The following is a 22,499-nucleotide window of genomic DNA, read 5'->3' as shown; positions in this document are numbered from 1 at the left end:
CATGTTTATTAAAATAACAAAAAAATTTCAATTAACCTTACTTCTTTTACTATCTTTCAGCCTCTTTAGCATCAACGCACAAGCAAAAGAGTATACAACAGAAGAACTAAACGAAGTAGCTAGTAAAATTATAAATTGGCAAGTAAATGATTCAACAACAACAAAACAAATTTTTAATTCAAAGACCTTACTGAATGCTGGTAGTGAATCATCTGATTGGTTTGCTATTGGTGTTGGAAGGCTTGGTAGAAACGCTAATTATCTGGACTACCAAGCCTTATTAAGTAATTACGTTAGCCAAAAATATCAAGAAAAAGATTTATTAAGTAAACAAAAAGCAACAGAATGGCATCGAATTGGACTAGCTTATTTAGCTGTTGGCGGTGATCCAACGAAGCTTACTTTTGATGGTGATAAAGTCATAGACCTTGTTAAAGATGGTACTTATGATCGAGGAAAAGTAAAAAAGTTGAACAATCAAGGAATCAACGGATTGATCTTTGCTTTAATTTTACTAGACGCGATGAATTACGACATACCAAATGGAGCCCATGATACAAGAGCAGATATTATCAGCCAACTATTAGATGCTCAAAATAAAGATGGAGGCTTTTCTTTAACAAAAAAAGATGATTCTGATGTCGATATCACAGCAATGACGATTACAGCGTTAGCTCCTTATTATAATTCTAAAGAAGAGATTTCTTTAGAGAATCAAAAAAAGATTAAAATTAGTGATGTCATAGAACAAAGTTTATCCTTTTTATCAGAAAAACAAACAAAAGATGCTGGCTTTGAAAGTTGGGGAACTCCTAATCCAGAAAGTGCAGCTCAAGTAATTATTGCTTTAACTGCACTTAATAGAAATCCTCAAACGGATAAACAGTTTATTAAAAATGATAAAAATTTGATTGACTTTTTGATGAGTTTTCAAATGAAGGACGGCGGTTTTGTTCACTCTTTTGACTATGATAAGGAAAATCCAAATTCTAAGCCAAACGAATCAAACGCAATGGCAAGTCAACAAGTATTGACTGCTTTAGGAGCGACTATCAGGCAAGCAGAAAATATGCGTTCATTTTATGATTTTAGACCAGAGATGACCAAAGAGGTAGCTAGCCAAGTAGAGAGAGTTAACACAAACATTCTTCAATTAGAAAACAAAGAAACACCAAAATCTGAAATAAACAGTTTGTATGAATCTTTTTTAGAGATACCTAATGAAGATAAACGATATATTACTAATTATTCATTACTAAGCAAGCAATTAAAAAAGAATGAAATTGATAGCTCTAAAGATGGTTTGACATTAACGAATACTGGTAAAAGTTCTAAAGGAAATGGTGTAGTTGTAAGTGTTGAAACAAAAAGTAATGTCCTACAGTCTGAAGACCTTTCAAAAAAAATGAGTGCGATTAAAAGTATTAAAAACAATGAATTACGTTTAGCAGATTTACCACTTATTTATTCAACTTATTACCAAGCTAACTTAATTAAAGAAGAAAAATTGTCACCTGACGACATGGCTTTACTAAAAAATAAAATGACTGATTTAAAAGACGTACAAAAAAATATTACACAAATTGGTAATACCATACAAAAAGAGTTTTATCCGATGAAAGATTTAGGTGCAAAAGATTTCTTCAAGATTAGAAAGACCATGAAGTCAATTGAGTCAATTTCAAAAGAAGACAGGCACTTAATTTTTGGGTATGAAGATTTAGAAAAAAGCTATGCTCATACAGCCTCTAAAATTAAAAGTCTGATTATCTCAGTTGTCGTTATTATCATTATTTTAATAGCATTAATTATTCTTTCAAATAATCGAAAGAAGCGTAAGAAAGAAAAATATCGTAAATTAATGATGGATGAAGACGAGGAGTATGAGGACGAATGAAAAAAGACTTCTTAATCGTTCTAGTTGTGATATTCTTTGGAGCCTTTTTATTAAATGGAACAAAAATTCAGAGTGTGGATGATTATTATCTGACACATGTTGACGACATATCTCCAGACTCTGAAACTATAAACATTAGTATTAAGGCAACAACGATTTTAGATAATATGGATAAACTAGATGATAATCTTAAATCAGATAAATATCTTCCTAAAAACGGAGTTATTTTAGAAGATCAAGAGATGGTACTTAGAAACAAAGATAGTGTATTTGATTTACTGAATCGTGTCACTCGGTATAAAAAAATTCCATTTGATTATCAAGGTTCAGATAAAAATTCCTTTGGTAGCAGTTATATCAAAGGAATTAATTATCTCTACGAATTTTCAGCTGGACCATTAAGTGGCTGGATGTATAAGGTGAATGGCGTGTTCCCAGATTATGGCGTTAGTAAATATTACCCTAAAGACCAGGATACTATTGAAATTATTTATACCTGTGATTTAGGTCGAGATATTGGAGGATATGTTAATGAACCTACGAAGTAATGAATTAGCTTTTGAAAGATTTCATCCACTGGTTTTGTTTTTATACTATATGACGGTTATATTCTTCAGTATGTTCACAACAAATCCAATATTATTAGGTATTTCCTTAATCGGCAGCTTATCTTATCTTTTGTTAATTGCTAAAAATATATGGCGAGTAATTCTTTATTACAGCGTTATTTTTTTAGTAATTGCGTTAACTAATCCCTTATTTGTTCATAACGGCGAAACTATTCTCTTTTTTATGAATGATAAACCAGTGACTTTAGAAGCTATTCTATACGGTGCAGTGATTGGTTTGATGATTGTTGCTATTGTATTTTGGTTTAAAAGTTATAACGAGGTTATGACATCTGATAAATTTGTTTACCTATTTGGTAATATTGCACCCAAAATCGCATTAACACTTTCGATGATTTTACGGTATGTTCCACTTTTTAAAGAGCAAATTAAACGAATTAATATGACACAAAAAACGTTAGGTTTGTACTCGAGTGATAGTTATACAGACAAACTATTAAGTGGGTTTAGAGTCTTTCGTAGCTTAATTGGATGGTCGTTAGAAAACAGTGTTGATGTGGCTAGGTCAATGCGTGCAAGAGGTTACGGATTAAAAGGTAGAACTCACTTTTCACTGTTTACATTTTTTATTGAGGATAGCCTGCTATTAGGTGCAAATCTTATTTTTATGATTGTGATTTTTTTAATGGTTCAAATGAATATGGTCAGCATTAACTACTATCCCTTCATAGATACATTTTATTTTACAAAACAACAAATACTCCTATATATCAGCACAGGCTTATTTGTTTTTCTACCTACTTTTATTGAAATGAAGGAGCAGTTATTATGGCGCTTATTGATATCAAAAATTTAAATTTTAAATATGCAGGAAATGACGAACAAACATTATCTAATATTTCTCTTTCTATTGAATCTGGTGAATTTGTTGTAATTTGTGGCGCGTCTGGTTGCGGCAAAACAACTCTACTTAATTTATTAAAACCAACACTTGCTCCAAATGGCAAAAAAGAAGGCGATATTTTCTTTTTAGACAAACCATTAGAAAACCATGATGAACGTCAAATTGCCAGTGATATTGGCTTTGTTATGCAAAACCCAGATAGTCAAATTGTAACTGATAAAGTTTGGCATGAATTAGTATTTGGCTTAGAAAATATAGGTGTCCCTAGTAATATTATGAAACGTCGTGTCGGTGAAATGGCTAGCTTTTTTGGAATTCAACATTTATTTAGGAAAAAAACAAGCGAACTTTCAGGTGGTCAAAAGCAACTTGTTAATTTAGCTAGTGTCTTAGTGATGCAGCCTAAACTATTAGTACTTGATGAACCAACATCACAACTTGATCCGATTGCCGCTGCTGAATTTATTCAAACACTACATAAATTGAATACAGAACTTGGAATTACAATTGTAATAGTTGAACACCGACTAGAAGATGTCTTTCCTTTAGCTGACAAAGTAGTCATTATGAATGACGGAAAAGTTATTATGGCAGATCACCCGCGAAATATTGGAGAAACCATTCAAAATTATCCAGAGGCAACCGCGATGATTCACGGATTGCCCAGTGCTGTTCGAATTTTTAATGGTCTAAAGCAAGTAGGTAGTTGTCCTTTAACTGTTAGAGATGGAAAAGATTATCTTCGAGAACACTACACCCCATTGGAGGTGTCTAACACAGTACCTATTGAACCTACCAATGAGAAGGTAATTATTGATATAAAAGATGTGTGCTTTAAATACGAAAGAGATATGCAAGATATACTATACAAACTTAATCTTAGAATCAACGAAGGAGAAGTATTTAGTGTTTTAGGTGGGAACGGTGTAGGTAAATCAACATTATTAAGTGTTATTTCTGGACAAAGGCGTGCCTATAAAGGGAAAGTTATGATTCGAGATAAATCTATCAAAAAATATAAAAATAATGAACTTTATAAGCACAACTTAGCCTTTCTTCCGCAAAATCCTCAAACAGTCTTTTTAAAAAGCACAGTGGAAGAAGATTACGAAGAAATTTCTAAAGTAATTGGCTATTCAAAAGAGGAAATGAAAAAATTAATTAATGATACCCTAAATAGACTTGGTATTAGCCATTTAGCAAAAAAACATCCGTATGATTTAAGCGGCGGGGAACAGCAAAAAGCAGCCTTAGGAAAAATTTTGTTGCTTCAACCATCCATTATCTTACTTGATGAACCCACAAAAGGGATGGATGCATTTTCTAAAAAAGGTTTTTCAGATATTTTAAAAGAAATGAAAAAGCAACATATTACTATTTTGATGGTAACTCATGATATAGAGTTTGCCGCTGAAAATTCAGACCGTTGTGGCCTTTTCTTTGACAGAAACATTATTTCAATTGATGAAACTACCGAATTCTTTGCAAGTAACACCTTCTATACAACAGCATCCAATCGAATTGCCAGAGATTTTTACCCGAAAGCAATTACCGTGGAGCAAGTAATCGCTGAAGCAAAACAAAGTGAGAGGAGATATGTGCAAAGTGACGAAAAATAAAAAAATAGTAACCAATGTTCTATTTATTGTGATGATTCCGTTGATAATTTTACTAGGTATTTATTTATTTAACGATAGAAAATACAATATCATTTCGATACTTATAGCCATTATTGCCTGCATTCCAGGTTTTTATAAATACGAAAAGCAAGACTCTAACATGCTTCTAATTGTTATTATTGCTGTTTTATCAGCGATATCAATTATTGGTCGTGTGGCATTCGGGTTAGTTCCATTTTTCAAACCTGTAAGTGCTGTAGTCATCTTGTCTGGTTTATACCTTGGAAAGGAAGAAGGTTTTTTAATAGGTGCATTATCGGCTATTGGTTCTAATATATTTTTTGGTCAAGGACCGTGGACGCCTTTTCAAATGTTTACTTGGGGAATGATTGGTTTTATTTCTGGTATTCCTTACATCAGTAAAAAGTGTCGTGAAAGTAAATTAGCATTAAGCCTTCTCGGGGCCTTTTCTGGAATAATTTTCACCTTGATCATGGACTTATGGTCAACTTTAAATTTTCAAGATGTTTCTCTTGAAAGATACGGCGTGCTATTAGTCAAAGCAATACCTGTAACACTAATATATATTGTATCCAATATTATCTTTCTTTTACTTTTAAAAGAACCAATAGGTAATATGTTAGAAAGAATTGATCAAAAATATGGGATTAAGGAAATGGGAGAATAATGAATAAAAAAGCAAATGAAATATTAACTGAAGTGAAGAAAAATGTTCGTGGTAAAGATGATATTATTGAAAAAGTTTTGATTTCAATTTTAGCTAAAGGGCATGTGTTACTTGAAGATGTACCTGGTGTTGGTAAAACGACAATGGCTCTAAGCTTTAGCCGAGTAATGGATTTAGATTTTAAACGAATTCAATTTACGCCAGATGTGACACCGTCTGACGTCATTGGTTTTACAATGTATGATGTAAAAGCTGAAAAATTTGTTTTCAAAACAGGAGCGGTTATGTCAAATCTTGTTTTAGCAGATGAAATTAACCGTACTTCAAGCAAAACACAATCAGCTTTACTAGAAGTTATGGAAGAACATCAGGTAACTGTTGATGGTCAAACATATAAAGTACCTGAGCCATTCTTTGTAATTGGCACGCAAAACCCGATTGGTTCTGCTGGAACTCAAATGCTACCTAATTCTCAGCTTGACCGTTTCATGATGTGTCTAGAGATAGGGTATCCTTCAAAAGAATCTTTAGTTGATATTTTAAGAGATCGACAATCAAGCAAACCGCTTGAAAAATTAAACAAAATTGTTACTAAAGAAGAATTAATGACCATGCAAGAAGATGTGATGAAAATTACGATACATGATGATATTTTAATGTATATTGCAGAACTTTGCGAAGCAACGAGACATCACGAGATGATTGAACTTGGTTTAAGTCCACGTGGGGCTCTATCTATCAGTCTTTTGGCAAAAAGTAGAGCTTACGTATCAGGGCGTGATTTTGTGACACCTGAAGACGTCTTAGCTATTTTTCCTGATGCAGCAGCTCATCGTTTAATTTTAAAGAACACAGCACGTTTAGCAAATCAACACGCACGTTTGATTGTTGAACAAATTACAAAAGAGGTAAAAACAGGGTTAGCAAAAGAGGTAGATAAGAATGCGTAAAAATCGAATCTTAGTTGGCTTGATTTGGTTTTTCTTATTATTTGTATTTTTCATTCAGAATTCATTTAAACCCATAGTTGTATTAGCTTTCCTCACTATTGTTATCGTCATTGATTTAATTGGTTTTATTTTTTCAAAAAAAGCGTACCATATATCCACTCATATTAAGGGCGATTTAAGTAACGCGTCCAAAATGAGCGGATGTGTAAAAGTGACAACTCCTAATCATTTTTTACTCAATAAAATGATTATTAACTTATCACTGGTCAATCAATTAACTAATGAAGAAGTCGAAAAAAAACTAGTTCTTTTTCCTGTAAAAAAGAAAGAAGAAGAACTTGAGTTTGAACTTCAATCAGAATATTGTGGTAACTTACAGCTTATAATTAAATCTGTTCAATTTTCTGATTTATTAGGTTTAGTTAAACTAAATGGACAGGGCACAAGTACTGAAGAAGCAATGGTGATTTACCCAAAAACAGTTTCCTTTCAATTAACTTCTCCAAATTATTTTGGCAACTCTGAGCAAATGTCACTTGTTGTCAATCAAAATTTGGCTAAGCAAGGAGATATGTTTGATTTTAAAACATATGAAGTTGGGGATCCTGTTAAAAATATTCATTGGAAGCTTTCAATGAAAGAACAAGAATTGATTGTGAGAGAACTTAGCGAAGAGGCTGCGCATAAACAATTAGTTATTTTGGAAACTAATTATTTGAAGGGGACTGGACAAGTCAAAGGACTAGTACTTCATGCAATGATTGCTAGTTTTGTATCCGTAATGGAAGAAATGTGTACCAATCATCAAACGGTTTCTATTGGTTGGTTCAGTCAATCATCTCAAAGCATTCAAGTAGAGACCATCTCGTCAGTTGAAGATTTACAAATCATTGAAAAATGCATAGCTGATATCAGTTACCAAGAAGCACCTAGTTTGGTGTGGCACTATTTTAGAGAGTTTATGAGTCAAATCAGTTATTCTCGTATCATCTATATTCATCCAGATGTAACAGGTGATATATTGGATGAATTACCTCAAACAATCTCCATTGCTGTAGGAGACAAAACGAAACAAAACATATCAACTAGTCTATATATTAATGCCAATCAATACGAAGCAGATATTACAAGTATGGTGATTTAGGAGGGGATATTTTGAACACACGTCATAAAAAAACAAGTCAGCCAGCATCACTCAAGATGACAGAGGCAACCAGCAAACACATTTCTCCTCTTAAATTAATACTATCTTTTATCAGTCTATTTTTAATTTCTATTAGTTTTTATTTATTTTTAAGTCAGTTTTCAATGACTCTTAGAAAAAATATGATGTTAAGTAGCTTATTTATTTTAGGTTGGTTAGTAATTTCAGTGATTTTAACTATCAAATTTAAGGAAGACAGAAAAAAAGTTTTATTTATTTATTCAGTCAGTTTTTTAGTTCTCTATATTCTAACTTTTTATTGGACCAAAGACGGCTCAATTCAGTTGTTTAACGAAAGTATTGCACAAGTAGGTCGATTTAAGGGACATTACTACATGGCTCTAAATCGAGGAAATCAGTTAAATTTCACCTTACTTTGTCTTATCTTAACTCAAGGATTAGTATTACTAGCGTTAATTATCGAACAGTTCTTTTTCTCAGGAATTATTATTACATGGCTAATTTTAGTCGGTTCAGGTAGCTTTTTGTTAAAATCATTTAATGTGTATGTTTTTATTTGTTTAAGTTTAGCAACGTTTTTACTTATGTTATTTAGACAGAATAATTCAAAAGCACATTCTCTAAAACAAATTGTTCAGCCCTTAATGATTAGCGTTATTTTAATTCTATTAACCCTTGTTCCAATATATCTATTAAAGATAAATGAACTTACTGTCACATCAAAAAAAATTGAGACTTTGCAGGAAAATACAAAAGAAAAAATAGAGACTAAAAAATATGGTAAAGATCTTTTTTTACCAATGGGACAATTAAACAACTATAAAGAGAATAGAACCGATATAGAAGTATTAACTATTGAAATGACTAAAAAAGAACCTCTTTATTTAAAACAATATATTGGAAAAACAATCAAAGACGATTCTTGGGAGTCACTCTCAAACGACTCTTTATATAATGATTTTTCACTTAATTATTGGTTAGACAAAGGAGAGTTTTCTAGTTTCACACAACTTTCTGATTTATCAGTAGCAACAAACAAACAAAATACACATACTACAGTAACGATAAACAATATGGCTAGTTCACGAAAACAACTGTTTATCCCTTACGGAATGATTAAGACATCTGATTTAAATGGGAAATTAACAAATGATAGTTTTATTAAAAGTTTTTCTGATGATGAGAAAAGTTATTCATTTGAAGTCATGGAAAAAGCAACAGTAATATATCCTAATTTGGTAAAACAATATGCTGATCTTAAAAATAAAAATTCAGCCAACGAGTATTTACTTAACGAATCAAATTACAATCATTTTGTGTATAAGAATTATCTAGATGTGCCAGAAGGTTTGACAAGTCAATTAACAAACGTAACTAAAGTGAATCCAAAATTAGCTGAACATGTTTACTATGAAAAAGCTGATGCGGTTGTCGCTAACTTCATTGAGTCAATCTATCAAGAACCATCTGTAAAAAGCTCTATACCAAATAATTTTATTGAGCGATCATTATCAAAAAAACATAAAGTTAGCTTTGATACAGAAGTTGCTACTTTATCAACTTTGATGTATCGTCATATGGGGATTCCAGCACGTTATGTGGAAGGTTACCTTGTAACACCTGATTTAATTGCCAACTCAACAGAAAAAGTGATGAGCGTTACAGGAAAAGCTGCACATGCCTGGGTAGAAATTTATCAAGATGGTGTTGGTTGGGTGCCAAAGGAAACTGATCCTTCTTACGTAAAAATCATGCCACAGCCAACCTTTGAAGGTTTGTCTTATAAGGGAAATAACGAAAAAGAGGGAAAAGGCGAAAGTGAAAATAATGAGAAAAACGCTGAAGAATTAGTTGATAATGCCAATCCTGAAACAAAGAAAACAAAAGAAAAAGAGAAGAAAAGCTTTAAACAATATGTGGTTACAGCTTTAATTATTCTTGTCATATTGGCTGTCTTATTAGGTTTCATTTCTATTCTTATCAAACTAAGTAAAGCTTATAAACAACGACAAATTATTAAACAACGTATGGGTAATAGCGATTCTCTAAAAGCGTCTCAAGAAAAGCTTTTAGAAATCTATCGTTTATTACATCTTGACAATATTGACCGAGCTGGTGGCTCATTATATGATTATGTTCCTCTTATCTCAAAACAATATAAAGATAAAAAATACACACAATTATATGAAAAAGTCATCAGAGATATTCAACATGCGACATATAGTAACGAACAAGAATTATCTAAAAGACAATTAGAAAGAATTGATAAATTATTACTTTCTACTCAGTATCACGTCTTTAACGAAACAACATTTAAAGAAAAAATTCATATGAAATACCGTTTGTTTTTCTCATAAATAAAAATTCCGACTAAAAGAGTTATCTCTTAGTCGGAATTTTTTATATTTAGAAATAATCACTGAAGTAAGCTGCTTGGTCTGGGATAATTCTCTCAAGTGTTCGTAACGTTTCCTTGTCTGTTTTTATACGTTCAATTCGATATAAATAAGAGGGACGTTTATAACTTAAAAAGAGAGCTGCCATTGTTTGAACATTTAAATAAACAGGATTCCCAATTGGTTCATTGGTAATTGTTAAATCATCATTCTCGTCCCAAATTAAACCGAATACACGGTTGTTCCAATCCGCAATTGGATCTTCCACAACAAAATGGAATGGTTTACCTGTTGTAATAAAAGGATAAGATTCAATAAACTTTTCCACATCAACAATTCTAGCCATAAAATAAGGTTCAATTGTTTCTTTGATTTCACTATCTTCAAATAAAAAGGCAATTGGTTCATTTTTAAATGTTTCGCCTTGAACAAGATCAACCATAGAAAAATGGGCAGAAACAAAATTCCACAAGCCATGTCTTGCTTCTTGGTTTAAATAAAACATCTCTTTAATATGGAAGATTTCCTCGGCAATCCAGTAAAAACAAACGCCCTGAGGTTCACCATCGCGATTATAATAAATAGCTGCTGTTCGCTCTTCTTCATTTTCCCAGCGCCAATATTCTTCCCAATTTAAATCCTGTCTAATCATCGCACCATGATTTTGTTCTGCAAATTGATCATAAACTACAAAAACATCTTCATGATTGATATCTTCACGCTCAACATAACCAGGTACGTTTACTCGCTTAGGTAGTTGAGAATCTTTGATTTCAAAAGCTATCTTATCTGACATAATTTCCCATCCCTTACGACGATAGTAAGGAATACTATAAGGATAGAGATAAGCAATCCACTGCTCGTTATCACGCATTTTTTCAAGACCAAGAGAAATTAAATCACTCATCAAGCCAAAGTTAGTATATTCTGGGTACGTTCCTACACCTGTGACACCAGCCATTTTATACACCGTGTCATGAATGTTAACTTCACAAGGGTAAATGGCTAATTGAGAAATCAATCGGTCTTCGTGAGTAAACCAGCCATAAACGTCCGCTTCACGAAGAACAGGGCGCTTAGCACGAATAATCTCGGACTCATCCTCGTAGCCACCTTCTTCAATATCAGAATCAGTTACCTGAAAAACATAACGTAACAATTCGTTAAACTGTTTTAAATGTTTTAACTCCACTTTTTTCAAAACAAGAGAATCTTTTAGTTCTTTTTTATCCATTATTTTAACACCTCAAGTTATTTTCCACCTTATTATAACAAAGTCCTACCTAAAATACTTTAAAAACTGCTTAAAGCTTGGTATAATTAAAAATGCTGATTGAAAAGAAAGTAGGAGATTTATATGAATTTGAATGAAATGAAAAAAAGACAAGAATCTATTCGTAATTTCTCCATCATAGCACATATTGACCATGGGAAATCAACCTTGGCTGACCGTATCTTACAACAAACTGAAACTGTATCAGATCGTGAGATGCAAGAGCAGTTACTTGATTCAATGGATTTGGAAAGAGAACGAGGCATTACAATTAAATTGAATGCAGTCGAACTGACGTATAATGCGAAAGATGGAAATGAATATATTTTTCACCTGATTGACACTCCAGGACACGTGGATTTCACTTATGAAGTGTCACGAAGTTTAGCTGCATGTGAAGGAGCCGTCCTAGTCGTTGACGCGGCTCAAGGTATCGAAGCTCAAACGTTGGCTAACGTTTATTTAGCTGTTGATAATGAGTTAGAAATTTTACCAGTCATTAATAAAATTGATCTACCGGCCGCTGACCCTGAAAGAGTCCGCGGAGAAATCGAAGAAGTTATTGGAATCGATGCTAGTGAAGCAGTTCTTGCTAGTGCAAAATCTGGTATCGGAATTGAAGATATCCTAGAACAAATTGTTGAATATGTTCCAGCACCGACAGGAGATCTTGAAGCACCTCTCAAAGCTTTAATTTTTGATTCTATTTATGATTCTTACCGAGGTGTTGTTCTTAACGTTCGTGTGATGGATGGCGTTGTTAAACCAGGGGATATCATTCAGTTAATGCAAAATGGCAAAGAATACGAAGTAACAGACGTTGGTATTTTTTCACCTAAAGCTGTTTCTCGTGATTTTCTGATGGTAGGAGATGTTGGTTACATTACAGCAGCTATCAAGAATATTCAAGACACACAGGTAGGGGATACTGTTACTTTAGCAAATAATCCAGCTACTGAACCACTTGAAGGCTATCGTAAAATGAATCCTATGGTGTATTGTGGTTTATATCCAATTGATACATCAAAATACAATGATTTACGTGAAGCTCTTGAAAGACTTCAATTAAATGATTCAGCTTTAGAATTTGAAGCAGAAACATCTCAAGCGTTAGGCTTTGGTTTCCGCTGTGGTTTCTTAGGCTTACTTCATATGGATGTTATTCAAGAACGTCTAGAACGTGAATTTAACCTTGATTTAATTACGACAGCACCATCTGTAATTTATCATGTCAATAAAACGGATGGCACTCAAGTAATTGTTGATAATCCAGCAGATTTCCCTGATCCAAGCATGATTGATTCAGTGGATGAGCCATTTGTTAAAGCACAAATTATGGTACCAAATGAATACGTTGGAGCTGTTATGGAAATTTCTCAACGTAAACGTGGAGAGTTTGTCACAATGGATTATCTTGATGATTATCGTGTGAATGTGGTTTACAACATTCCTTTATCAGAAATTGTTTTTGACTTCTTTGATAAATTAAAATCAGGTACTAAAGGTTACGCTTCACTTGATTATGAATTGATTGGTTATAGACCAAGTAAATTAGTTAAAATGGATATCTTGCTTAATGCTGAAAATGTGGATGCTTTAAGCTTTATCGTTCATAAAGAATTTGCCTACGAACGTGGTAAAGCTATAGTTGATAAACTTAGAAAATTAATTCCAAGACAACAATTCGAGGTACCCATCCAAGCAGCAATTGGAACAAAAATTGTCGCTCGTACAGACATTAAAGCTCTTCGTAAAAATGTGTTAGCAAAATGTTACGGAGGAGATGTTTCACGTAAACGTAAACTTCTTGAAAAACAAAAAGAAGGTAAGAAGCGTATGAAACAGATAGGCTCAGTAGAAGTTCCTCAAGAAGCATTCATGGCTGTTCTTAAGATGGATGAGGACGAAGGTAAGAAGAAATAAGGGTTTGTAAGACAACTTAATAAAATTTTCCCACCATTATTTATTAAAAGAGAATGGTGGGATTTTTTATTTTTTTGAAATACTAATGAATTGAAAAGTTTAATAAAAATTTTCTAAGTCTTACAGTTTTCAAAATGCTAAAGTAAAATTATTAAATAAATTGATGAATAACTTCTAAAATTTCTGCTTTATATTTAAGGATTTCAAGAGTTGAGTTAATTTCAATAACTGTTCTATTCGCATTATTTAATTCAATTCGTTTATTAGAAGAAGAATCAAAATAACGCAATATCCATTTTCTGATATTATCATCTAATAATACGTTAAAGTAACTACGATTATCTCTATAGAATAGTCTATCAACGTCAATAACATCATTGAGTAATACTTTAACCGTTGTAAATACTTCTAATTCTTCATTTGTAGTTATAATATTAGTGTCATCTATTGCAGAAATCTTTGTTTCTTGTTCTTTTGATTCTACTTCTTTTACTTCTACCGATGTATTAAGTGCTGATGATAGTTTATCATTAACGATTTCAGTAATAATTTGATTTAACCCTTTTTTTACTATAGGTGTGAACTTATCAATAACTTGTTTCGTTTTCACCCCTTCATAGATATTGTTTGATAAAAACCTGACAAAGTCTTCAGAAGGGCTTTCAAATTGCTCATTCATATATGATTTTAATGCATTAATATATTTCAACTCTGAGGCACTACTTACAATTTCATCAATATCAAAATTTTTCTTGCTAAATTTAAGAATTTCAGTAATCTGGGAATCTTTTAAATTCGATATATTAAAAGTAAGAAAGGGAACATCATCCATCTTATTCGTTTGTTCTAGATCAGTATAAAATCTATATTCTTGCCCGTTTGTTAGTATACTCAATTTAGCGTTAGTTGTTCCGAAATATCTAAATAATTGAGAGTCGTGCTTACTCAATGTTTCAGTAATTGCTTTAGCTTCAATTAAAATAGTTAGTGTATCATCTAGTACAATAGCATAATCTACTTTCTCCCCTTTTTTAATGCCAACATCTGCAGTAAATTCAGGGATGAATTCTAATGGATTAAAAACATCGTACCCTAATAAGCTAAAAAAAGGCATTATCAATGATGTTTTTGTTGCTTCTTCAGTCGTAATTTTTTCTTTCAAAGAACTCACTTTCTGACCCAACGTTTTGAGCTCATCCTTCATTTTTTCCTTTTCCATTAAATATCTCCTCCAATAATTAAAAATTTATTTCTTTATAAAATATTATTATAAATAAACACTCTTTCTTATTTTTAAATTATACATATAATATAATAGCATGTAAACGAACTAAATATTCAAATTAAGTAATAAAATTTCTGAAAGTAATGTAACCATCAACAAATAAAACATTCTAATTTCATTTGTTTTAATCCACACACCCAGCATACGCCAACAAATAATAGATCACATCCTTTTTATATTAAATTATCTAATCATTATAACGAATAAATTTACTTGTTCCTCCACCAGAATTTGAATCTAAAATCAATGTATTCTCATCAACTATTTGAATTTCTGTCTCGCGGCCATCTATATTTACATAGAGAGTATCCAATTCTTTGTCATAACTATGGATTTCAACAGAAATACTTCGATTGCCGCCTGGTCCTACAGTTCTAGTTGTCCAAGTTCCATCCTCATGAATTGTAAAATTATTATCGGACTGCCAAACAACCCATTGTCCTTGTAAAGAGGCCATTCTTTCAAAAGCTTCTTGTTCATTTGGCTTACTAGATTCACTTTCTTGAATGCTTGTATCTACCATAGAATTTATAGTTGTACTAGTTGACTCACTACTTGAAACTGTTGATATTTTGGTACTTGAATCATTGACTACTAAATTTATTTGTTCTTTTTTATTTTTCGAATTCCCCAAAAAATAACCAGAACCAAAAATAATAATCAGTACTAATAGGGCAATAATCCAGTTCTTTTTATCTTTCATTTTCTATCCTCCAAATATTTAACCGTTTTCATGTATTGATTATATCAATTTTGAACAAAAGAAAAAAGGACCGAGTTGGTTCGATCCTTTTATCATTTTAGAATTCAAATTCTTCAAATAATTTATTATTATTTTCTTGAGAGACAAAAATTCTTTCGCCATCATACAAATAAGTTGTTACATCATTCTCTTCTGATGAAGTAGAGGAGAAGGCATATATAGCTTTTCGGTTTCCTTCATCAGTTGTTTCAAAATTTTGATAGCTATTAATATCTAATAATTGAATATCATGATTTTGAGGTATTTTTCTATTAAGTATTTGGAGGAAATCATTTATATTATTAAATTCATAGTTTTTAGATGTTAGTTTTTCTTTACTATCTTTTAAAAATTCACTAATTTCAAGAGGTGTCACCGTTAATTCTCTAGGCGTTGCTTTAGGAACAACTTTCACAAATTTTTGAATGCCATCTTTAACTTCTAAATTTACTTCAAATGTATTATCGACAAATTTGGTACCTTGATAACCAGTATACTTAAATGTTTGATAATTATATTCAAAGGGTAGGGGAGAGATTTTATCTTCACCTTTTTCATTTAGTGCGTTGTAAAATTGAGTAGCATTAGCATAACTTAAAAAAACATCTCCTTTTAATTCAGTGACATAACCACTTAATAATGCGTAAGTCGACGGTTTTTTGCTATGTAATTTGTTCTTTTTATCGACATAATAGCGTTTATCAGAATTAGTTGCGTTATCTGTTAATACTCTTAATTCAACAAAAGTCCCATCGTTATTTACTTTTAAAAGATTCTTTCTAAGTCCTGCTGTCTCGATATGTCCCCAATCAAGAGAGTAGGTCCCTGCATATTTTTTAGCGTCTGTTACAATTTTTGCTGGTGCAACATCCATAGTTGGATATTTTGGCTGACTGTTTTTTTCAGCGATTTCTTTTTCATCATAAAAATAAGTTGATGCTTTTGATTCGTATGAGGAACTTGCTTTAGCTTCATTGTTTAAGGCGCATCCACTTAAAGACATTGTCAACACAATTAAAGCTAATAGACTCAATGAATGCTTTTTCATAATCCACGTCCTTTTCTTTTTTATTAACTATTTAATAGAAGTAAAATTCTATCAAGTAGTGTTCAATACTTTTATTCGAGGAATACAAGTATTCCTTTTTCGAATACCTCCACTATACTTATACATCATTTTCGCAAAAATAAAAACTGATATGAGTAAGACCCCATACCAGTTTTAATCTATTTCTAATTTGTTTTTAACTGCAACATCTCTTTATCAATAATTTTTGATAAATCACCAATAGATTTTTCACTATACTTTTCATCATAACCACCTGTCATTATAGTGACAAAATACGGATTTTTTTCATCTTTAACTAAGGCAATATCGTTACTTACTGCATACATTGGCATCCAACCAGTTTTATGAGCTACGTCTACGCCAGGTAAACCTACTGCGACACCATCATCAAAAATGCTTTGTTGTAACCAATTATAAAGAGTTTTTATATTTTTACTCGTAGCTTGATTTGTATACACGTAATCCATTGCTTTTGTCAAAATATGTGGGGTAGAGAAGACACGATTATTAGGAGAATTTGGATCAAGTTGACCTAAAAAATTAATGAACTCTTGCTCGCCAACATGGTTTAACAACATAATGTACGCGATATTATCGCTGTAACGAATCACCAATTCTGCTAATTTTTCAATCGTATATTGACCACCAACTGGTTCAAATTGAATAATACCAGTCCCATCCATTGTATAGTTAGCTGTGTAGGTTAATTTATCCTCTAAATTGATTTTTTTGTTATCAATTAAAGTCATTAAGTAAGTAATAAAGGGTAGCTTAATACTACTTGCTGTTCGATTAACTTTGTCTCCATTATAGCTATAGGTTAATTTTTCATCTACAGATTCAACATAAATACTTATGTCGCCACCTTTTTCTTTAACAAATTCGTCTAGGTTCTTATCTAAATTATTTTTAAATTCTTCATTTGTTAATTTAGGTTGTCTTTCTTCTTCTCTAGCAGCTATATATTTTTCTCTAGGTTCTAGAATACTCTTTTCAATGTAGCCTTTTTTAGGATTGCAATCAATTTCAATCCATTCCTCATTACCTTCGACTGGTTTAACATTAACTACAGTTCCAACTGGTACAGTGTATTCATAGAGCTTTTCTCCAGCTAAATCAAGTCTAGGATAAACTTCCTTAGTAACAACTTGTTTTTCTTCAAAAATAGATTTCTTTTCTTTTGTTTCTAATGGTTTCTTTATTTCAGTATCTTTTGTTTCTTTCAATGCTGTTTTAGTCGTTACAGGTGTAACAGCACTTTTAACTTTTTTAAATGTAAGAAAACTAACAACAATCAACAAGCACAACAAACTTAATAAAACAAATACCTTTTTCTTCATTTACACACAACTTTCCCATTAATTTTAAGTTAAATCTTTTTCATTATATATTACTAGTGAACTAGATATCAAGAAGATTGTATACGATTTCCTATATTTTTAGTTAAAAGCCCTAAATAAAACATCATTATAGTGAAAAAGTAAACAAAAGTCTTGATTTTTCTTTTTTTAAGTTTTTTTCACCTATAATACGAATGAAATTCCATTTTGGAATAATAATTTTAAGATTTGAATAAAAAAAGATGACTTCCCTTACTAAAATAGAGTACAATGAAAATACGGCGTTTTTTTATTATAGTAAACGCTTAAAAACTAAATAAAAACATTTTGGTAACGGGAAAGGGGTGCAAATCCTCTACAGACCTACCTACTGTGATGCGGATGAAACCAATACAACCACGGAAACTTTTCCGGAAGGTTTGGGAGTAAAGTGAAGCGAAGTCAGGAGACCGACCTTTTTGTTTTTCTTTCTTTTTGTAGGAGAAAAGTTATAAGAACAACTCTATTCTTAATTTGTTGACTCTTTAAAACTATCTTTTACAAAAAGGTAGTTTTTTTATTTTGACTAATAGGAGGAGGATGTACAACACGAATTGAGTTTTTTATCTCAACATAATTATTTACTAGTAGGAAGGAAGAATAAAATGATCAATAAAAAAAGTTTCAAAGGTTTTAATTTACTGTTGGTTATTTCAATGATTTTATCATCTATTGCAGGTATTCCGTTTACCGCATTTGCAGTAGAAACTGAAAACTCAACTCAAGAAATGACAATTACTGAAGAGGAAGTATCTGATGTTACAGAGCATGATACTTACTACTATTCAGAAAATATTAATTATTTTTATAAAGATCAACCTGTTTCATTTATTTCAAATGACGCCTTCGAAGCTGGCGGAAAAGAAATTCCATTAAAAAACAAAAAAACTGACATGACAGTTGAACAAACTGGTGAAACAGTAAAAATCAGTTTATCTGATTTGAGCATTCCTATTGATCAAATTTCAGGTAAATGGAATTCTAGCTATGCTGGGCAAAAAGAAATTGTTTATGACTCAAACATTCCTGGTATGGAGGAAGTTAGAAGTTCAGGTTTAGACAAACCGATTACCTTAAGCGGTGTTGAGCCAGGCGAATACATATTAACAAATGGCCAAATTTTTGAACAAGCAAACCAATGGTCATCAGGATTTGATTTCAATGATGGTAAGGGAACGGTTAAAGAAAGATATTTTGGCACGCTACCTAACATTCATATTAAAGTAGCAAAAGAGTCAACAACATCATCTTCATCTAATGATAATAACGAAGTGGCAAGACCATCAAAAGAGGAAGCTCCTAAAGAAGATGATGAAAGTGACCCTGCCCTCCATGCCGGTTACTTAGGTACTAAAACAGAAGCAAAAGTTTATGATGACTTTGAAAATGATGTTTGGTTACAATATCAACAAAAATCACTAGCTATCAATGATACAGTTGATTTAAGACCATGGCGTGTTGAACAGATTGTGTCAAATCCAATTACTAACGATGTTGCTAGACCTAACTTCCATTTTGATGTTATTTCTGGAGACAGCGTAACACTATCTGAATCTCAAAGTACTGAAAAAACACAAGTTAAAGCTGTTAAGCCAGGTACCAGTGTTGTTAAAGTAACATATGACGAATTAGAATATAAAGGCAAAACATGGGAAGGAATTTCTCCTGTTAACACTGCTTATGCCGTATTCGTTGTTGGCCAGGATGGGCAATCATCAATTAAATTAAGTGATGAATTAATGAATTGGCGTCATTACGATACTGTTTATTATTCAAAAGGAGAAACAGTACCTTATACGTTTAACGTAGACGCTAAAGATGCTAAAAAAGTTCGTGTACTACTTAATGGAATTGAAATTAGCGGAAAAGGTAATGAATACACTGCTAATTTAGAAAACAGAAGTAATATCATTAGTGTTGAAGCAACTGATAACAATGGTAAGATTTCTTCATTACACCGTGTTGTAGATGCTCGTTTTATTCAAGTAAATGTGGAAAATAAAACAAATCCAAACGCTGATTTTGTTGTCGGTGATACTGCTAATGTAAGCTTTAAAGGCATTAGTCTACCAGTATACAAATTAGCAACTATCTACAATCCCGCTCCAAATGCTTGGGGTGGAAAAGGATCATTTGTTGAATACAAAAACGATAAATCAGAAGAATATAAAGGTCGTTCTGGTCAATACGATTTAGCAACTAAAAACTCTTTTGATGTTGAACTTAAAGAAGCTGGAAATCATAAATTTACAAGTCCCAACGGTATTTTTACTAGCTGGTGGGGTTCTAAGTTAGGGAGTGATTTAGCTGCTTCTGGTCCTGGCGAACCTAACTTAAACGCTGATATGCTTGAAGGTTATTTCTCTAAAATGCCGGACTTTAACATTACTGTTAAAGAAGAATCTTCTAAAGAACCAACAATGGAAGAAAGTTATTTAGGAACAAAAACAGAAGCACGTGTTTACAATGATTACGAGAATGATATCTGGTTACAATATCAACAAAAATCATTATCTATTAATGATACTGTTGATTTAAGACCATGGCGCACAGAACAAATTGTTTCAAATAATATTACTAATGATGTTGCTAGACCTAACTTTAAATTTGAAGTTATTTCTGGAGACAGTGTAACATTAAGTGAAAAAACAAGTACTGAAAAAACACAAGTTAAAGCTGTAAAACCAGGTACAAGTGTTGTTAAAGTAACATATGATGCTTTAACATATAAAGATAAAACATGGGGAGCTATTTCACCTGTCAATACTGGATATGCTGTGTTTGTAGTAGGCCAAAATGGAAAATCTACAATCAAACTAAGCGATGAGTTAATGAATTGGCGTCATTATGATACGATTTATTATTCAGAAGGAACAACTACACCTTATACGTTTAGCGTTGAAGCAAAAGATGCTAAGTCAGTTCGTGTTTTAGTTAACGGAATTGAAGTTAAAGGAACTAATAATAAATACACAGCTAATTTAGAAAATAGAAGTAATATCATTAGTGTTGAATCAATTGATAATGATGGCAAAGTGTCTTCGCTACATCGTGTAGTAGATGCTCGTTTTATCAATGTTACTATTGATAATAAAACAAACAAAGGTAACGATATCACAGCTGGTGATACTGCAACAGTAAGTTTTAAAGGTATTACGTTACCTGTTTACAAATTAGCAACTATTTATAACCCAACTTGGTACAGTGAACAATGGGGAAGTAAAGGTTCTTATGTAGAATACGATAGTGAAGGTCTCGGAAACTTCAAAGGACGTTCTGGTCAATACGACCTAGCAACTAAAAACTCTTTTGATGTTGAATTTAAAAATGCTGGAAAGTATACATTTACAAGTTCAAAAGGTATTTTTACTAGCTGGTGGGGTTCTAAGTTAGGTAGTGACTTAACTGCTGCTGGACCTGGAGAGCCTAATTTAAATGCTGATGTGTTAGAGGATTACTTCTCTAAGATGCCTAGTTTTAATGTTTCTGTTAAAGAAGGAGCAATTAAGCCAACCATTTCTTTAAACAAAGAAAAAGTTGAATTATCTGTCGGTAAAACTGAGCAAATAACAGCAACAGTTACACCTGAAAATCAAAAAGATAAACTAAGCTGGACAAGCGCAAACGAAGAAATTGCTACTGTCTCTAAAGACGGAACAATTACAGCTAAAAAAGCTGGAGAAGCAGAGATCAATGCGTCAATTGGAAAAGTTATCTCAACAGTTAAAGTAACTGTTAAAGAAAACGAAGCAGACAAAGAATTAAAAGAGTATAAAGAAAAAGCGAACAAATCATTAGCGTCTTATAAAGATTCTAAAGATTACCGTAAAACACAACAACAAGAAATTGAAAGTACTTTGAAATATTCTGAATCAACTATTAATAAAGCAAAAGACAAAACAGCAGTGGATTCAATTGTTGAAGAAACTAAAGCTAAATTAGATGCTTTGAAAACTGATAAAGAATTAACGATTGAAGAAAGTAAAGGCGAATTTGTCACATTCTCATTAGAGAAATTTACAATTGGGCAAGGATTTATCGTTGAACCCGTTCGAGTTCCTTATAAAAAGAATGAAAATGCCGCTCAATTATTTGATCGTGTTGCAAAAGAACATAAATTAGACTATTGGAACGCAGGTTCTTTAACTAAGAGTTTCTACTTACAAGGAATTGAAAATGTTGATACACTAAAAATTAATATTCCAACATATATTACTCAAAAGTTGGACGGTCCTACGACTGAAGAAGCCATTGCTAAAGGAAAAACAGATAAAGATTTAGCAGAATTTGATTACAATGAAGGTTCTGGTTGGTATTACTTAGTTAATAGTAGCGCTGCAAGCGTTGGTATGTCAGACTGGGAAGTTAAACCAAACCAAGTTATTCGTGTTGCTTTCACATTAGTATGGGGTGAAGATTTATCTGGTACTAATTTTGGCGAAGGGCTAAATAGAATCAGTGTGTCAAACAAAGACGAAAGTCTTAAAACACTTGCTGAATTTAATGCTCGTTCTGATAAGAAACAATTATTAGCCAATAAAAAAATCAAAGCAGCTCATGACGTTTTATTTACAAGTATTCAAAATACAGTTATTTCTCAAATCGAGATTAACAAAGCAGTAACTAACTTTAACAATGCA

General features: G+C 32.0%; 15 protein-coding genes and 1 riboswitch. Of the genes, 10 read left to right on the top strand and 5 right to left on the bottom strand.

Features of this window, described 5'->3' with window-relative positions; genetic code table 11:
- Position 1: 1 nt before the first annotated feature.
- From RR554_RS05410 to RR554_RS05375, 8 genes are read left to right on the top strand one after another with little or no spacing between them, the layout of a single operon-like run.
- Positions 2–1,897, top strand: coding sequence for a prenyltransferase/squalene oxidase repeat-containing protein (locus RR554_RS05410; protein ID WP_332467573.1), 1,896 nt, complete (start codon positions 2–4; stop codon positions 1,895–1,897).
- Positions 1,894–2,445 carry a DUF4430 domain-containing protein gene (locus RR554_RS05405; protein ID WP_332463388.1) on the top strand — a complete coding sequence of 184 codons (552 nt, stop codon included), beginning with the start codon at positions 1,894–1,896 and terminating at the stop codon, positions 2,443–2,445. Before RR554_RS05410 ends, RR554_RS05405 begins: the two co-directional genes overlap by 4 nt.
- Positions 2,429–3,322 (top strand): energy-coupling factor transporter transmembrane component T, encoded by an 894-nt coding sequence (locus tag RR554_RS05400; protein WP_332467572.1) that lies wholly within the window; start codon positions 2,429–2,431, stop codon positions 3,320–3,322. The genes RR554_RS05405 and RR554_RS05400 overlap by 17 nt, the downstream gene beginning before the upstream one ends.
- On the top strand, positions 3,295–4,989 hold the full coding sequence (locus tag RR554_RS05395; protein ID WP_332467571.1) for an ABC transporter ATP-binding protein: 1,695 nt from the start codon (positions 3,295–3,297) through the stop codon (positions 4,987–4,989). The genes RR554_RS05400 and RR554_RS05395 overlap by 28 nt, the downstream gene beginning before the upstream one ends.
- Positions 4,976–5,677 (top strand): ECF transporter S component, encoded by a 702-nt coding sequence (locus RR554_RS05390; RefSeq protein ID WP_332467570.1) that lies wholly within the window; start codon positions 4,976–4,978, stop codon positions 5,675–5,677. The genes RR554_RS05395 and RR554_RS05390 overlap by 14 nt, the downstream gene beginning before the upstream one ends.
- Positions 5,677–6,627 carry an AAA family ATPase gene (locus tag RR554_RS05385; protein ID WP_332463392.1) on the top strand — a complete coding sequence of 317 codons (951 nt, stop codon included), beginning with the start codon at positions 5,677–5,679 and terminating at the stop codon, positions 6,625–6,627. The genes RR554_RS05390 and RR554_RS05385 overlap by 1 nt, the downstream gene beginning before the upstream one ends.
- Complete coding sequence (locus RR554_RS05380; RefSeq protein WP_332463393.1) at positions 6,620–7,771, top strand: DUF58 domain-containing protein; 1,152 nt, start codon at positions 6,620–6,622, stop codon at positions 7,769–7,771. Before RR554_RS05385 ends, RR554_RS05380 begins: the two co-directional genes overlap by 8 nt.
- An 11-nt stretch (positions 7,772–7,782) precedes the next feature.
- Complete coding sequence (locus tag RR554_RS05375; RefSeq protein ID WP_332467569.1) at positions 7,783–10,149, top strand: transglutaminase domain-containing protein; 2,367 nt, start codon at positions 7,783–7,785, stop codon at positions 10,147–10,149.
- A 49-nt stretch (positions 10,150–10,198) separates the two neighbouring features.
- Here RR554_RS05375 and RR554_RS05370 read toward each other — a convergent pair whose 3' ends face one another.
- Positions 10,199–11,422, bottom strand: coding sequence for a GNAT family N-acetyltransferase (locus RR554_RS05370; RefSeq protein WP_332463395.1), 1,224 nt, complete (start codon positions 11,420–11,422; stop codon positions 10,199–10,201).
- A gap of 123 nt (positions 11,423–11,545) precedes the next feature.
- On the opposite strand from RR554_RS05370, the gene lepA reads away from it, so the two are divergent.
- A complete protein-coding gene (gene lepA, locus RR554_RS05365; protein WP_332463396.1) occupies positions 11,546–13,384 on the top strand; it encodes a translation elongation factor 4 in 1,839 nt (612 codons plus the stop codon).
- 151 nt (positions 13,385–13,535) lie between these two features.
- On the opposite strand, the gene RR554_RS05360 is transcribed toward lepA, so the two are convergent.
- The 4 genes from RR554_RS05360 to RR554_RS05345 form a co-directional block, all read right to left on the bottom strand.
- Positions 13,536–14,603 carry a type I restriction endonuclease gene (locus RR554_RS05360; RefSeq protein WP_332467568.1) on the bottom strand — a complete coding sequence of 356 codons (1,068 nt, stop codon included), beginning with the start codon at positions 14,601–14,603 and terminating at the stop codon, positions 13,536–13,538.
- Between the two features lie 253 nt (positions 14,604–14,856).
- On the bottom strand, positions 14,857–15,372 hold the full coding sequence (locus RR554_RS05355; RefSeq protein WP_332463398.1) for a hypothetical protein: 516 nt from the start codon (positions 15,370–15,372) through the stop codon (positions 14,857–14,859).
- Between the two features lie 97 nt (positions 15,373–15,469).
- Entirely contained in the window at positions 15,470–16,459 is a 990-nt protein-coding gene (locus RR554_RS05350; RefSeq protein WP_332467567.1) for a hypothetical protein, read from the bottom strand.
- A gap of 185 nt (positions 16,460–16,644) precedes the next feature.
- A complete protein-coding gene (locus RR554_RS05345; protein ID WP_332463400.1) occupies positions 16,645–17,820 on the bottom strand; it encodes a serine hydrolase in 1,176 nt (391 codons plus the stop codon).
- Between the two features lie 311 nt (positions 17,821–18,131).
- A riboswitch (cobalamin riboswitch) is annotated at positions 18,132–18,292 on the top strand.
- 172 nt (positions 18,293–18,464) lie between these two features.
- On the opposite strand from RR554_RS05345, the gene RR554_RS05340 reads away from it, so the two are divergent.
- A partial coding sequence (locus tag RR554_RS05340) for an Ig-like domain-containing protein (protein ID WP_332467566.1) occupies positions 18,465–22,499 on the top strand: 4,035 nt, incomplete at its 3' end.

This window comes from Vagococcus sp. (assembly GCF_036639995.1).
In the GTDB taxonomy this organism is placed as follows: Bacteria; Bacillota; Bacilli; order Lactobacillales; family Vagococcaceae; genus Vagococcus.
The sequence above is the reverse complement of the archived record's forward strand: the minus strand, read 5'-3'. Positions and strand labels throughout refer to the sequence as shown.

What these genes read in the sequence shown, in the direction of transcription:
- RR554_RS05395 (WP_332467571.1), top strand. Translation starts at nt 3,295, where the DNA reads ATGGCGCTTATTGATATCAAAAATTTAAATTTTAAATATGCAGGAAAT.
- RR554_RS05360 (WP_332467568.1), bottom strand. Translation starts at nt 14,603, where the DNA reads ATGGAAAAGGAAAAAATGAAGGATGAGCTCAAAACGTTGGGTCAGAAA.
- RR554_RS05380 (WP_332463393.1), top strand. Translation starts at nt 6,620, where the DNA reads ATGCGTAAAAATCGAATCTTAGTTGGCTTGATTTGGTTTTTCTTATTA.
- RR554_RS05410 (WP_332467573.1), top strand. Translation starts at nt 2, where the DNA reads ATGTTTATTAAAATAACAAAAAAATTTCAATTAACCTTACTTCTTTTA.
- RR554_RS05350 (WP_332467567.1), bottom strand. Translation starts at nt 16,459, where the DNA reads ATGAAAAAGCATTCATTGAGTCTATTAGCTTTAATTGTGTTGACAATG.
- RR554_RS05345 (WP_332463400.1), bottom strand. Translation starts at nt 17,820, where the DNA reads ATGAAGAAAAAGGTATTTGTTTTATTAAGTTTGTTGTGCTTGTTGATT.
- RR554_RS05405 (WP_332463388.1), top strand. Translation starts at nt 1,894, where the DNA reads ATGAAAAAAGACTTCTTAATCGTTCTAGTTGTGATATTCTTTGGAGCC.
- lepA (WP_332463396.1), top strand. Translation starts at nt 11,546, where the DNA reads ATGAATTTGAATGAAATGAAAAAAAGACAAGAATCTATTCGTAATTTC.
- RR554_RS05385 (WP_332463392.1), top strand. Translation starts at nt 5,677, where the DNA reads ATGAATAAAAAAGCAAATGAAATATTAACTGAAGTGAAGAAAAATGTT.
- RR554_RS05400 (WP_332467572.1), top strand. Translation starts at nt 2,429, where the DNA reads ATGAACCTACGAAGTAATGAATTAGCTTTTGAAAGATTTCATCCACTG.
- RR554_RS05355 (WP_332463398.1), bottom strand. Translation starts at nt 15,372, where the DNA reads ATGAAAGATAAAAAGAACTGGATTATTGCCCTATTAGTACTGATTATT.
- RR554_RS05370 (WP_332463395.1), bottom strand. Translation starts at nt 11,422, where the DNA reads ATGGATAAAAAAGAACTAAAAGATTCTCTTGTTTTGAAAAAAGTGGAG.